At 66.9% G+C, this 12,976-nt stretch carries 10 protein-coding genes; 3 read left to right on the top strand and 7 right to left on the bottom strand.

All coding sequences use genetic code 11. The features are described from left to right. The first annotated feature begins 87 nt into the window (after nt 1-87). Together PSK12I2_RS0120435 and PSK12I2_RS0120440 are read left to right on the top strand one after the other, a co-directional pair. Complete coding sequence (locus tag PSK12I2_RS0120435; RefSeq protein ID WP_027599852.1) at nt 88-1,662, top strand: flagellar hook-length control protein FliK; 1,575 nt, start codon at nt 88-90, stop codon at nt 1,660-1,662. Then, nucleotides 1,659-1,973, top strand: a complete 315-nt coding sequence (locus PSK12I2_RS0120440) for an EscU/YscU/HrcU family type III secretion system export apparatus switch protein (protein WP_007158963.1) — start codon at nt 1,659-1,661, stop codon at nt 1,971-1,973. The genes PSK12I2_RS0120435 and PSK12I2_RS0120440 overlap by 4 nt, the downstream gene beginning before the upstream one ends. A gap of 40 nt (nt 1,974-2,013) precedes the next feature. Here PSK12I2_RS0120440 and mazG read toward each other — a convergent pair whose 3' ends face one another. The 5 genes from mazG to PSK12I2_RS0120465 form a co-directional block, all read right to left on the bottom strand. After that, entirely contained in the window at nt 2,014-2,970 is a 957-nt protein-coding gene (gene mazG, locus PSK12I2_RS24225; RefSeq protein ID WP_371100776.1) for a nucleoside triphosphate pyrophosphohydrolase, read from the bottom strand. A gap of 69 nt (nt 2,971-3,039) precedes the next feature. Continuing rightward, nucleotides 3,040-5,280, bottom strand: a complete 2,241-nt coding sequence (gene relA, locus PSK12I2_RS0120450) for a GTP diphosphokinase (RefSeq protein ID WP_007158965.1) — start codon at nt 5,278-5,280, stop codon at nt 3,040-3,042. 61 nt (nt 5,281-5,341) lie between these two features. Continuing rightward, nucleotides 5,342-6,706 carry a 23S rRNA (uracil(1939)-C(5))-methyltransferase RlmD gene (gene rlmD, locus PSK12I2_RS0120455; RefSeq protein WP_027599853.1) on the bottom strand — a complete coding sequence of 455 codons (1,365 nt, stop codon included), beginning with the start codon at nt 6,704-6,706 and terminating at the stop codon, nt 5,342-5,344. Beyond that, the gene (cysM, locus tag PSK12I2_RS0120460; RefSeq protein WP_007158967.1) at nt 6,693-7,592 is read right to left on the bottom strand and encodes a cysteine synthase CysM; all 900 of its coding nucleotides are present in this window, start codon (nt 7,590-7,592) and stop codon (nt 6,693-6,695) included. Before cysM ends, rlmD begins: the two co-directional genes overlap by 14 nt. An 80-nt stretch (nt 7,593-7,672) precedes the next feature. Then, nucleotides 7,673-8,563 (bottom strand): alpha/beta hydrolase, encoded by an 891-nt coding sequence (locus tag PSK12I2_RS0120465; RefSeq protein ID WP_177324661.1) that lies wholly within the window; start codon nt 8,561-8,563, stop codon nt 7,673-7,675. A 213-nt stretch (nt 8,564-8,776) separates the two neighbouring features. Between PSK12I2_RS0120465 and PSK12I2_RS0120470 the strand changes: the two genes are divergently transcribed. Beyond that, a complete protein-coding gene (locus PSK12I2_RS0120470) occupies nt 8,777-11,545 on the top strand; it encodes a response regulator (RefSeq protein WP_007158969.1) in 2,769 nt (922 codons plus the stop codon). 4 nt (nt 11,546-11,549) lie between these two features. Here PSK12I2_RS0120470 and dinB read toward each other — a convergent pair whose 3' ends face one another. Together dinB and PSK12I2_RS0120480 are read right to left on the bottom strand one after the other, a co-directional pair. Then, nucleotides 11,550-12,647, bottom strand: a complete 1,098-nt coding sequence (gene dinB, locus PSK12I2_RS0120475; RefSeq protein WP_037007882.1) for a DNA polymerase IV — start codon at nt 12,645-12,647, stop codon at nt 11,550-11,552. A gap of 93 nt (nt 12,648-12,740) precedes the next feature. Beyond that, nucleotides 12,741-12,974 carry a hypothetical protein gene (locus PSK12I2_RS0120480; RefSeq protein ID WP_007158971.1) on the bottom strand — a complete coding sequence of 78 codons (234 nt, stop codon included), beginning with the start codon at nt 12,972-12,974 and terminating at the stop codon, nt 12,741-12,743. Nucleotides 12,975-12,976: the final 2 nt, after the last annotated feature.

Consider the following 12,976-nt stretch of genomic DNA (forward strand, 5'->3'; position numbering starts at 1 on the left):
TAAAGTCGGTCGGGCGCTGGCCGTTAACCCGGCACACGCCCTTGAAGGCGCGCCATTATACACAGGCGATTCCACCGGACCTGCCCGATGACTTCCATCTCCGCGATCCAACCCAGCGCTGGCGTCTCGCCCGCCCTGCCCGTCCGGGCCGCGGCGGCGCAGGCGTCGGACGCGGGGGCGCAGATCCTGCAGGCCCTGCAATCCCTCGACGACCTGATTCCGCCCGGCAGCACGGCCACCGCCGAGGTGCTGGCCACCCGTCCGGCCGGCCAGAGCTTCCAGTTCCTGCTGCAACTGCAGCTGGCCGAGGGCGGCAGCGTCCTGCTCACCACCCAGAGTCCGACCAACAACCTGCCGGTGGGCAGCCAGCTGCTGGTGAGCACCCTCGGCTCCACCCAGCTGGCCGTACTGCTGCAGAGCCTGGAGGGCGACGCGCCACCACCGCCGCTGCAGCAACTGGATCTGCGCCAGTTGCCGGTGGGCACCAACCTGCAATTGCGGGTGCTGAGCAGCCTGCTGCAGCAGCCACTCGGTGCGGCGCCTACCTACGAGGTGATCGCCAAGGCCCTGAGCTCCAGTCTCGAAGGTCGCCAGCTCAAGCTGGAATCGCCCCGCCCGGTGCCGGTGGGCAGCCTGCTGACCGTGGTGATCAAGGACAGCCAGGAGGTCACCGTGCTGCCCATGGCGCAGCGCCTCGACCAGCTCGACATCGACCGCCAACTGCAGGGCCAGGGACAGCGCCAGCTGTCGATGAATGCCCTGCTGCAATGGCTGGAGGACGTCCCCGAGGCGGACCTGCCACCGTCGGTGGGTGCGGCGCTCAAGTCCCTGCTGGCCAATCTGGAACACACCGAGGCCCTGACCACCCCGCAGGGCTGGGCGCGCGCCCTGGCGCGCAGCGGTCTGCAACTGGAGCAGCAACTGCTGGATCGCGGCGGTCCCGAGCTCCAGGAAGACTTCAAGGCCAACCTGCTGCGCCTGGTGGATCGGCTGCTGGCCAGCGTACCGGGCGAGGCCCTGCGCAATCCCCAGGTCGCGATCCAGACCGCCCAGCAGAATCTGCCCGATGCCTTGCGCCGGGCGCTGGGCGACGCCGCCACCGCCAGTCGCCAGCCCACCGCCCTGGACTTTCCCCTGGGTGAGCGCGACGGTCGCGGCCTCAGTGCCGCCAACGCCGAACTCGACGAATTGCTGCAACTGGCCACTGGCGTTATCGCCCGGCTGCAGACCCACCAGCTCGCCAGCCTGGCGCAGACCCAGGTCTTGCCCGACGGCTATTACCTCTCCACCTGGCAGACCGAGATCCCCTGGCGCGATGGCGAGCGCCTTGGCGCGGTGCAGGTGCGCTTCCAGGAGGAACGACCGCCGCCGGATAGCCGCGGTAAAGCCCGCGACAGCCTGTGGAAGGTGGAACTGGCCTTCGATCTGGCGCCGCTCGGCCCGTTGCAGGTGCGCGCGCAACTGGCCAGCGGTCGGCTGTCGAGCGAGTTCTGGGCGGAAAAAGGCGCCACCGCCACCCTGATCGATACCGAATTGCCCCATCTGCGCGAGCGCCTGCTGGCGGCCGGCTTCGTGGTCGGCGACCTCAGCAGCCGCCAGGGCCGTCCCGCACGCCATCCGCGCACCTCCCTCGAACAACGCTGGATCGACGACACCGCATGAGCACGACCGCCGCCCGCCAGGCCATCGCACTGTCCTATGACGGCAGCAGCGCCCCCATCCTCTCCGCCAAGGGCGACGCCGAACTGGCGGAACTCATCCTGGCCACCGCCCGGGAGCACGAGGTGCCCATCTACGAGAACGCCGACCTGGTGCGCATCCTGGCGCGCCTGGAGCTGGGCGCGGAAATTCCCGAGGCGCTCTATCGCACTCTGGCCGAGATCATCGCCTTCGCCTGGCACCTCAAGGGCAAGTGTCCGGCGCACCTGGCCGACCAGCCGGATCTGTCGTACGGTTGGGAGCGGATGCCGTAGATATCCAGCTCAATTCTCTTATCGCGGCCATGCGCCGCTCCTACAGGGAGTGATGCTTTTTGTAGGAGCGGCCCATGGCCGCGATAGTCCAAGTCAGAGCGGTCGCTACGGCGCACCGGCATGGCCGCGACAAAACCCGCAAAANCCTGCCCTNCCCCCGCCGCAACGAATGCCCGACGGTGCCCTTCTCTTCCACCTTGGCGGCGTCCCACAGGGCATCCATCTCCTCCAGACTGGCCTCCTGGGGCGAGCGGTCCTGGGCTTTCAGCGCCTCTTCGATGAAGCGGAAGCGCCGCTCGAACTTGGCGTTGGCCTGGCGCAGGGCGTCTTCGGCGTCGACCTGCAGGTGCCGCGCCAGGTTGACCATCACGAACAGCAGATCGCCGACCTCTTCCGCCACCTGGGCCGCCTGGCCGTTGGCCATGGCCTCGCGCACCTCATCCAGTTCCTCCTGGATCTTGGCCACCACCGGCGTGGCATCGGCCCAGTCGAAGCCGACATTGGCCGCACGCTTCTGCAGCTTTGCCGCGCGACTCAGGGCCGGCAGCGCCGCCGGCACGTCATCTAGCAGCGACAGCTGCTCGGGCGCCGCGGCCTTTTCCGCCCGCTCCTCGGCCTTGATCTCTTCCCAGCGGCGCTTGATGGTCGCCTCGTCCAGCCGCGGCAGGTCCAGCGGGCCATGCAGGTCGCCATCGGGAAAGACATGGGGGTGGCGTCGCACCAGCTTGCGGGTGATGCCATCCACCACCTGGGCAAAGTCGAAATGGCCATCCTCGCGCCCCAGCTGGCTGTAGTAGACGACCTGGAACAGCAGATCGCCCAGCTCGTCGCGCAGCTGCGGAAAATCCCGCCGGGCGATGGCGTCGGCGACCTCGTAGGCCTCTTCCAGGGTGTGGGGCACGATGCTGGCGTAGTCCTGGCGCAGGTCCCAGGGGCAGCCGTGTTGGGGGTCGCGCAACCGGGCCATGAGGTGCAGCAGGTCGTCGAGCTTGTACATTGGGTGAATCCTGTCACTGGAAAAAGAACGAGGCGCCAGGAGGCGCCTCGTGGGGGCATCGTCATCGGCTCAGGCGGCGCGATTGCGCCGGGCTTCGATGATGTTGGGCAGCTGGGAGATCCGTCCGAGCAGACGGCCGAGGGCGTCCAGGCCGGGGATCTCGATGGTCAGCAGCATGTTGGCGGTGTTTTCCTCGCGATTGGAGCGGGTGTTCACCGCCAGCACGTTGATCCGCTCGTTGAGCAGGATCTGCGAGACATCGCGCAACAGACCGGAGCGGTCGAAGGCCTTGATGACGATATCGACCGGATAGGTCTGCACCGGCACCGGGCCCCAGCTCACCTGAATGGTCCGCTCCGGCTCGCGACTGGCCAGCTGCAGGGCGTTGGCGCAGTCCTGCCGGTGGATGGTCACGCCGCGCCCCAGGGTGATGTAGCCGACGATGGCATCGCCCGGCACCGGCTGGCAGCAACCGGCGATCTGGGTGAGCAGGTTGCCCACGCCCTGGATCTGCACATCGCCGCGCTTGCCCGGCTTGTTGGTCGGCTTGCGCGGTAGGAGATCGAGGGTATCGACGCCCTTGTCCGGCTCCACCAGCTGCTGGGCGGCATGCATCACATGGGCCAGGCGCAGGTCACCGGCGCCCAGGGCCGCCAGCATGTCCTCGGCACCCTTGTAGTTGACCTTCTCGGCCAGCGTATTGAAGTCCACCGGCGGCAGCGCCAGGCGCGACAACTCGCGCTCGACCATGGCCTTGCCGGCGGCAACGTTCTGGTCACGCGCCTGGAACTTGAACCAGTGGACGATCTTGGCCCGGGCCCGCGAGGTGTTGACGTAGCCGAGGTTGGGGTTGAGCCAGTCGCGGCTGGGCGAGCCCTGCTTGCCGGTGATGATCTCCACCTGCTCGCCGGTCTGCAGCTGGTAGTTCAGCGGCACGATGCGGCCGTTGATCTTGGCGCCACGGCAGTTGTGGCCGATCTCGGTGTGCACCCGGTAGGCGAAGTCCAGCGGCGTCGCGCCCTTGGGTAGGTCGATGGCGTGGCCGTCGGGGGTGAAGACATAGACCCGGTCCGGCTCGATGTCGACGCGCAACTGGTCGGCCAGGCCGCCGATGTCGCCCAGCTCTTCGTGCCATTCCAGCACCTGGCGCAACCAGGAGATCTTCTCTTCGTAGTGGTTGGAGGCCGACTTGACATCGGTGCCCTTGTAGCGCCAGTGGGCGCAGACCCCCAGTTCGGCCTCTTCGTGCATGGCGTGGGTGCGGATCTGCACCTCCAGCACCTTGCCTTCCGGACCGATCACCGCGGTGTGCAGGGAACGGTAGCCGTTCTCCTTGGGATTGGCGATATAATCGTCGAACTCGCGGGGAATGTGCCGCCACAGGGTATGCACGATACCCAACGCGGTGTAGCAGTCACGCACCTCGGGCACCAGCACACGTACCGCGCGGACGTCGTAGATCTGGCTGAACTCCAGGCCCTTGCGCTGCATCTTCCGCCAGATGGAATAGATGTGCTTGGCCCGGCCACTGATGTCGGACTTGATACCGGTGGCGGTGAGTTCGTCACGCAGCTGCTGCATGACATCGGCGATGTACTGCTCGCGATCCAGCCGCCGCTCGTGCAGCAGGGTCGCGATCTGCTTGTACTGCTGGGGCTCCAGGTAACGGAAGGACAGGTCCTCCAGCTCCCACTTGATATGACCGATGCCCAGGCGGTGGGCCAGGGGTGCATAGATGTCGGCCACCTCGCGAGCCACCCGGTTGCGGCGTTCTTCGGTGGCATTCTTGACCGCACGGATGGCGCAGGTGCGCTCGGCCAGCTTGATCAGGGCCACGCGCACGTCGTCGACCATGGCCACCAACATGCGCCGCAGGTTGTCGACCTGGGTCTGACTGCCCAGCACCATGGACTTGCGCGGATTGAGACTCTCGCTGATCGCCGCCATGCGCAGCACGCCTTCGATCAGCTTGGCCACCACCGGCCCGAAATGCTCCGCGGCCGACTCCAGGGTCGCCTTGCCCTCGCGCACCGCCCGGTAGACGATGGCCGCGATCAGGCTGTCCTGATCCAGCTTGAGATCGGCCAGGATCTCGGCCATCTCCAGCCCGGTATGGAAACTGGAGGTGCCCTCCGCCCAGGTGTGCTCGACCTGGCCGGAATTCTCCTCCGCCGTGCGGGCGAAGCCGCAGGCATCCAGCAAGGTCTCGCGATCGAGATTCGGATCCACGCTCTGGATGTGATCCAGCCAGGCGTGAAGGTTGATGCTGCCATCGACGTTGACTGGCTGATGCGCTCTGACCTGTACCATCTACCCCTTCCTCACGGCGGTGCCTTCGCCGGATTGGCTCGCATCGGTTGGCGAGCCGTCGTTACCCGGGCATCCCGCCCGCTTCGAACAACACCATGGCTTCCACATGGGCGGTCTGCGGGAACATGTCGAGAATGCCCGCTCTTGTCATGCGATAGCCCTGTCGGACCAGCTCTCCCGCGTCCCGCGCCAGGGTGGCCGGATTGCAGGAGACATAGACCAGTCGCCCGATACCCAGGCCGCTGAGTTGCCGGACCACTTCCAGCGCACCGTCGCGCGGCGGATCCAGCAGCGCCAGCGAATGGCTGCCCAGATCGGCGGGTAGCGGGTTCGACAGGTCCACCTGTAGAAAGTGCGCGTTGCCGATGCCGTTGTCACGCGCATTTTGTATTGCCCGGGATGTCATCGCCGCGACCCCTTCGATCCCGGTGACGGCCGCCGCCTGCCGCGCCAGCGGCAAGGCGAAGTTGCCGAGGCCGGAGAAGAGATCGAGGACCCGGTCGTCGGCCTTGGGCGCCAGCCAGTCCAGCGCCTGGGCGACCATGGCTTCGTTGATGGCGGCATTGACCTGGACGAAGTCGCCCGGCTGATAGGCCAGCGTCAGGTCCCAGGGCGCCAGCCGATAGCCCAGCCTGGCGGCGGCCTGGTCCGGTTGCGGCTCGCCCTTGCCCTGCCACCAGAGCTGGACGCCGGCCGCCGCGCAGAAGTCGCGCAGGCGCGCCTGGTCACCCGGCAGCAGCGCCTGGGTATGGCGCACCAGCAAGGCGGTTGCCGTCCCCTGGAAGAGTTCGACATGTCCGATCGCCTGGGGCCGTTCCAGCCCGCTCAGCAGCTCCGGCAGCGCCCGCAGCAGGGGCTGCAGTTCCGGTACCAGCACCAGGCAGTCGTCAGGGGTGACGATGTCCTGGCTGGCCTCGGCGCGAAAGCCCACTTCCAGGCGGCCCTGGCGTTCGTCCCAGCGCACCGCGATGCGGGCGCGACGGCGATAGCCGAATTCGGGTCCGACCATGGGCGCGGCCCAGGCCAGCGGCTGCACCCCGGCCAGCCGGCGGAACTGCTCGGCCAGGGCCTCCTGCTTGAGGGTCAGCTGATCGGCATGGGGCAGGTGCTGCAGGGTGCAACCGCCGCAGCGGTCGGCCACGCTGCAGGGCGGCGTACGCCGCAGCGGACTGGCCTCCAGCACTCTAAGGGTACGGGCTTCGACCACCTGGCTGCGGGCACCGAGCACCCGCGCCTCGACCCGTTCGCCCGGCAGGGCGCCGGCGACGAACCAGGTCCGCCCGCCTTCGTGAGCGATGCCGCGCCCGTCATGGGACAGCCGCTCGATGCCCAGCAGCTGCCGTTTGCCGGTCGGCACCCCGGTCGCCCGGGCGCCACCGGCCGGCTGGAAGCGCAGTCCGCCACCGCCCCGCTTAGCGCGCGTCATAGACGCCGGTCGACAGGTAGCGATCGCCTCGGTCACAGATGATCGCGACGATCACCGCATTGTCCACTTCCCGGGCGATGCGCAGGGCGCCCGCCACCGAACCACCGGACGACACGCCACAGAAGATGCCTTCTTCCCGCGCCAGGCGGCGCATGGTGTCCTCGGCTTCCTGCTGGCCCATGTCGATGATGCGATCCACGCGGCTGGCCTCGTAGATCTTTGGCAGATAGGCCTCCGGCCAGCGACGGATGCCGGGGATGGCCGCGCCCTCCTCCGGCTGCAGACCGACGATCTGCACCTTGGGATTCTGCTCCTTGAGGTAGCGCGAGGTGCCCATGATGGTCCCGGTGGTGCCCATGGAGCTGACGAAATGGGTGATGCTGCCATGGGTCTGGCGCCAGATTTCCGGACCGGTACCCAGGTAGTGGGCCACCGGATTGTCGCCGTTGCCGAATTGGTCGAGCACCTTGCCGCGGCCTTCGGCCTGCATGCGGGTGGCCAGATCCCGCGCCCCTTCCATGCCGTCTTCCCTGCTCACCAGGATCAGCTCGGCGCCATAGGCGGTCATGGCCGCCTTGCGCTCGGCACTGGAGTTGTCGGGCATGATCAGGATCATGCGGTAGCCCATGATGGCCGCCGCCATGGCCAGGGCGATCCCGGTATTGCCGGAGGTGGCCTCGATCAGGGTATCCCCGGGCTGGATGTCGCCGCGGGCCTCGGCCTGGCGGATCATCGACAGCGCCGGGCGGTCCTTGACCGAGCCCGCCGGGTTGTTGCCTTCCAGCTTGAGCAGCACGGTACTGCGGGTGTCGCCGGCCAGGCGCTGCAGGCGCACCAGCGGTGTGTTACCGATGCAATCGGCGATGGTGGGATAGTGCAGACTCATGAATCAGCTCGTTCCGCCAAGGGTGAAAGCCTTCCATGATACTCCCAAAGCCCCGCCGACCCTACCCGTCCGGCGCCTGGCTAGGGTCGGCGCGTGGCGGCACCGTCGCTGGCCACCTCCAGGGCCGCGGGCAGGCTCACTGACAGCACGCCCTCCGGACCCAGGTTGGGACGTATCTCGGGCGTCACCTGCATCCCCGGCAGTCCGGCCAGACGCTCGGCCAGTCGCTTGGCGGCATCGGGCGCCACCTTGCGGGTCAGGTCCTCGGTACCGGAATACAGCCAGAGCTGCACCGGCCGGGCCCCGCCCACGCCCTGGAATTCCTGCGCGCGCTTGAGAATGAAGCCCTGCTGCCAGCCAAAGGCGACATCGCTCGCCACATAGCGCTGGAACGCCTGCGGCTGTCTATAAAGTGTGTCGAGCACGAAGAGGCCGCCGTAGCCATGGCCCCACAGCGTCTGGCGATTGGGGTCCACCGGCACGCTCTGGGTCAGCAGCGGCTTGATGCGCTGCTCGATCAGGTCGAGAAAGGCCCGCGAGCCTCCTGCCGGCCAGTCCTTGCGCACGTCATCGCGGGCGCGGCCATTGCCCACCGCCGGGGTGTAGTCGTAGGTGCGCTCCTGCATGGCGTCCGCGGCATCGGCGTAGCCGATCGCCACCAGCACCGGGGCACTCTTCAGTTTATGGGGCGACAGCCAGACATCCTGGAGTTGCGCCAGGGCGGCATCGCCATCAAGCAGGAACAGCGCGGGATAGCCCATCATCGGCGCCGGCTGCTTGGGAATGCCGATATAGACCCGATAGCGGCGCTTGCCATCCGCCGAGTCGAGCAGGTGCGTCTCGAAGCTGTAGTACATCGACCCCCGCTCCACCAGGGTGGTCTTTTTCTGCTCCTGGGCCTGGGTCGGCGCCAGCCAGCCGGTCCCCAGCAACAGGGCGCCCGCCAGCATCAGACTGCAACTCTTCTTCAAAGGATCTCCTCGAACGCAACCGCACCGGAACGACCGGCAGTCCCTACCAGACCGCCGATGGGTTCAATGGTTGTGCACCGCAGCCAGGGACCGTGGCAGCCTTCGCGGATTTTCTCGAATCAGAGCGCCAGGGGGTGCGACCCCTTTCGCAAAGACTCTCTTTACATTTGGTAAAGGGGTTAGACTGGCCAAATTTCCTTTGGGGGACGTGCAGTGCTGGACGAATTGGGACTCAAGGGGCGCATCCTGCTGTTGAGCGTCCTCCCGACCTGCTGCATGGCGGCCCTGCTGGGGGTCTACTTCAGCTGGGTGCAGCTGTCCGACATGCGCAGCCAGCTCATCGAGCACGGCCAGCTGGTGGCTCAGCAGATGGCGCCGCTCATCGCCCCGGCCATGCGCACCGGCGACAACGACCAGCTCAACCGCATCGCCCAGCGCGCCCTCGACCAGGCCGATGTCCGCGCCATCACCTTCCTGGATGCCGACGGCAACGTCCTCGCCCACGCCGGTCCCTCGATGACGGTGGAGCTCACCGGGCGCGACTACCAGACCATCAGCATGAGATCCGGTCTGGACATCACCCACTTCAACCTGCCGGTGCAGACCCACGACCTGCGCCTGACCCGCAGCGACGGCAGCCCGGCCACCCCCCAGACGCTGGGCTGGATCCAGCTCGAACTCTCCCATCACGCCACCCTGCTGCGCGGCTATCGCAACCTGGTGGCCGGCCTCCTGCTGATCCTGCTCGGCCTGGCCTTCACGGCCTTCATCGCGGTACGCATGGGTCGACGCATCAATCGACCGCTGCAGGTGATCGCCCAGGGCGTCAGCCAGCTGCAGGAAGGTCGCCTAGAGACCCGCCTGCCGACCCAGCTCGGCAGTCCCGAATTCGACGAACTGGCCACCGGCATCAATCGCATGGCCGAAGCCATGGAAAACGCCCAGTTCGAGATGCAGAACAACATCGACCAGGCCACCGAGGACGTGCGCCAGAATCTGGAGACCATCGAGATCCAGAACATCGAGCTGGATCTGGCGCGCAAGGCGGCGCTGGAGGCCAGCCGTATCAAGTCGGAATTCCTGGCCAACATGAGCCACGAGATCCGCACCCCGCTCAACGGCATCATCGGCTTCACCAACCTGATGCAGAAGAGCGAACTGACCCCGCGCCAGCAGGATTACCTGAGCACCATCCAGAATTCCGCCGAGAGCCTGCTGGGCATCATCAACGAGATCCTCGACTTCTCGAAGATCGAAGCCGGCAAGCTGGTGCTGGAGAATCTGCCGTTCAACCTGCGTGACATGATCCAGGACACCCTGACCATCCTGGCGCCCTCGGCCCATGAAAAGCACCTGGAACTGGTCTGCCTGGTCTATCGCGACACCCCGACCCACCTGGTCGGCGATCCGCAGCGCCTGCGCCAGGTGCTCACCAACCTGGTGAGCAATGCCATCAAGTTCACCCACTCCGGCACCATCGCCGTGCGTGCCATGGTCGAGGAAGAGACCGACGACCACGCCCAGCTGCGCATCAGCGTCCAGGACACCGGCGTCGGCCTCACCGACGAAGACCGGCAGATGCTGTTCCAGGCCTTCTCCCAGGCCGACAATTCCCTGACCCGCCAGGCCGGCGGCACCGGCCTTGGCCTGGTCATCTCCAAGCGCCTGATCGAGCAGATGGGCGGCGAGATCGGCCTGGAAAGCATCCCCGGCGAGGGCTCGGAATTCTGGATCACCCTCAACCTGCCCAAAGCCCATGGCAGCGTCGAGAGCCACAAGCGCATCGCCCTGGCGGGCCGCCGCGTCGGTCTGGTGGAGCCCCACCCCCTCACCCGCCAGGCGCTGCAGCATCAGCTGGAAGAATGCGGCCTGAGCGTGGAGCCGTTCGAGACCCTCGAGCAGCTCAGCGAAGCCGTCGCCCATCCGGCCTCCGGCAAGTTGCCGGTCAGCCTTGCGGTACTCGGCGTCAGCGCCCGCAGCATTCCGCCGGATCTGCTCACCGAGCGCATCTGGGAACTGGGCCGCCAGGACTGCAACACCCTGGTCTATTGCCCGACCACCGACCAGGCGGTCTTCCATGCCTCGCTGCCCGATGTCCATTGCCAGCTGCATTCCAAGCCGGCCTGCAGTCGCAAGCTGGAGCAGGCGGTGGCGGAATTGCTCAACCAGCGGCCGCAGCGCAACGAAAGCGGTGGCCTGGGCATCACCGACCGCCCGCCGCGACTGCTCTGCGTGGACGACAATCCGGCCAACCTGCTGCTGGTGGAGACCCTGCTGACCGACCTGGGCGCCCAGGTCACGGCGGTGGAAAGCGGCTATGCCGCGGTGGAAGCGGTGCAGCAGGAGCGCTTCGACCTGGTGTTCATGGACGTGCAGATGCCCGGCATGGACGGACGCCAGGCCACCGAGGCGATCCGCGACTGGGAAGCCAGCGAGGGCGGCACCCCGGTGCCCATCGTCGCCCTCACCGCCCACGCCATGGCCAACGAGAAACGCGCGCTGCTGCAGAGCGGCATGGACGACTACCTCACCAAGCCGATCAGCGATCGGCAACTGGCCCAGGTCATCCTCAAGTGGACCGGCCTGCGCCTGCTGCACAGCTCGGCGCCCGAGGTCACCAGCCTCAACAGCGGTGGCCAGGACATCTCCACCCTGCCGGTGATGGATGCCGACGAAGGCCTGCGGCTGGCCGCCAACAAGCCGGATCTGGCCAAGGATCTCCTGAGCATGCTGCTCGCCTCCCTGGCCGCGGATCGCCAGGCCATCCGCCAGGCCCGCGAAGACGGCGATCGGATCGCCCTCATCGAGCGCGTCCACCGCCTGCATGGCGCCACCCGCTATTGTGGCGTACCCCAGCTGCGCGCGGCCTGCCAGCACAGCGAAACCCTGCTCAAGCAGGGCGCTCCCACCTCCAGCCCGGCGCTGGAAGAACTGGACGCGGCCATCGTCAACCTGTCGACCCAGGCCAAGAGCCCGCTCTAGCGGGCTAGTCCTCGAACAGCCTCAGCTGCAGCGCCGCCTCGCGCAGATCGGTCAGGCGCACGCCCACGCCCAGCAGCCGTACCGGCCGATTGCCCCGGCGGTAGGCCTGCTCCAGCAGGCGCCGATAACTGTCGAGATCGCGACCGGCGCCCTGCTGCTCCAGGGTGGTCTGGGTGAAGTCGTGGAATTTGACCTTGATGAAGGGCCGCTCCGGGCGATAGCGGTCCGCCAGCCGCGTCAGGCGCTCTTCGAGCTTGGCCAGCAAGTCGGGCAATTCCTGTGCACAGGCGGCAGCGTCGGGCAGGTCGCGGTCATAGGTGCGTTCCACGCTGGCCGACTGCCGCTGGCTGTCCACCTTGACCTGGCGCTCGTCGATGCCATGGGCCAGCGACCAGAGGCGCTCGCCGAAGCTGCCGAATTCGCGCAGCAGATCGAAGCGCGACCAAGTATGCAGATCGCTGCAGAGGACGATGCCGCGACGCTTGAGCTTGTCGGCGGTGACCTTGCCGACGCCGTGCAGCTTGGCCACCGGCAGCGCGGCGACGAAGTCAGCCACCTCGTGGGGAGCGATGACGAACAGCCCGTTGGGCTTTTTCCAGTCGCTGGCGATCTTGGCGAGAAACTTGTTGGGCGCGACCCCGGCGGACACCGTGATGTTGAGCTCCTGCCACACCCGCCTGCGGATATCACGGGCGATCAGGGTAGCGCTGCCGTTGAACAGCTCGCACTGGGTGACATCCAGGTAGGCTTCGTCGAGGGACAGCGGCTCGATCAGCTCGGTGTAGTCCTGGAAGATCCCGTGGATCTGCCGCGACACCTCCTTGTAGACCTCGAAGCGCGGCTTGACGAACACCAGGTCGGGACAGAGTTTCTGCGCCTGATGGGAGGACATGGCCGAACGCACCCCGAAGGCCCGGGCTTCGTAGTTGCAGGTGGCGACCACCCCGCGCCGATCGGGGGTCCCGCCTACCGCCAGCGGCTTGCCGCCCAGGCGCGGATCGTCACGCATCTCGATGGACGCATAGAAGCAGTCACAGTCGACATGGATGATCTTGCGCTGGCGCTTGGGTGGGAGCTGGGCGGGAGAATTGTCCGGAGCCATGGGAGCAGATGCCGGGCCGGGCATGACGGCTGATTATCCGTACAGTAAGCCAAGACCGCCCGGATTTGTCCATGGCGAACGACGAATCACCCGTCAACCGACGTCTTGCAGCAGGCGTTGCCGGTGCACGACCTCTTCGCGCAGCTCATCGACCACCGCCTTGAGATCGTGGGCGTGGTGCAGCTGATCGTAATAAAGGTGGCGTTCGGCGATCACGCCGTCGGGTGTGGTGATCATCAATCGTGCGAAATGCTCGCTGCGCTCGAAGAACTCGATACGACCCAGGCCCTGGAGATGGTGGAGCAAGGTTTCCAGCAGGAGATTCATGG

Origin of the sequence: Pseudomonas sp. MOIL14HWK12:I2, from assembly GCF_000510745.1 — a bacterium.
GTDB classification, from domain to species: Bacteria; Pseudomonadota; Gammaproteobacteria; order Pseudomonadales; family Pseudomonadaceae; genus Chryseomonas; species Chryseomonas oryzihabitans.

Excerpts from the sequence above, each read along its gene's own strand:
- relA (WP_007158965.1), bottom strand. The coding sequence starts at position 5,280 with ATGGTACAGGTCAGAGCGCATCAGCCAGTCAACGTCGATGGCAGCATC.
- PSK12I2_RS0120480 (WP_007158971.1), bottom strand. The coding sequence starts at position 12,974 with ATGAATCTCCTGCTGGAAACCTTGCTCCACCATCTCCAGGGCCTGGGT.
- dinB (WP_037007882.1), bottom strand. The coding sequence starts at position 12,647 with ATGGCTCCGGACAATTCTCCCGCCCAGCTCCCACCCAAGCGCCAGCGC.
- cysM (WP_007158967.1), bottom strand. The coding sequence starts at position 7,592 with ATGAGTCTGCACTATCCCACCATCGCCGATTGCATCGGTAACACACCG.
- PSK12I2_RS0120435 (WP_027599852.1), top strand. The coding sequence starts at position 88 with ATGACTTCCATCTCCGCGATCCAACCCAGCGCTGGCGTCTCGCCCGCC.
- PSK12I2_RS0120440 (WP_007158963.1), top strand. The coding sequence starts at position 1,659 with ATGAGCACGACCGCCGCCCGCCAGGCCATCGCACTGTCCTATGACGGC.
- rlmD (WP_027599853.1), bottom strand. The coding sequence starts at position 6,706 with ATGACGCGCGCTAAGCGGGGCGGTGGCGGACTGCGCTTCCAGCCGGCC.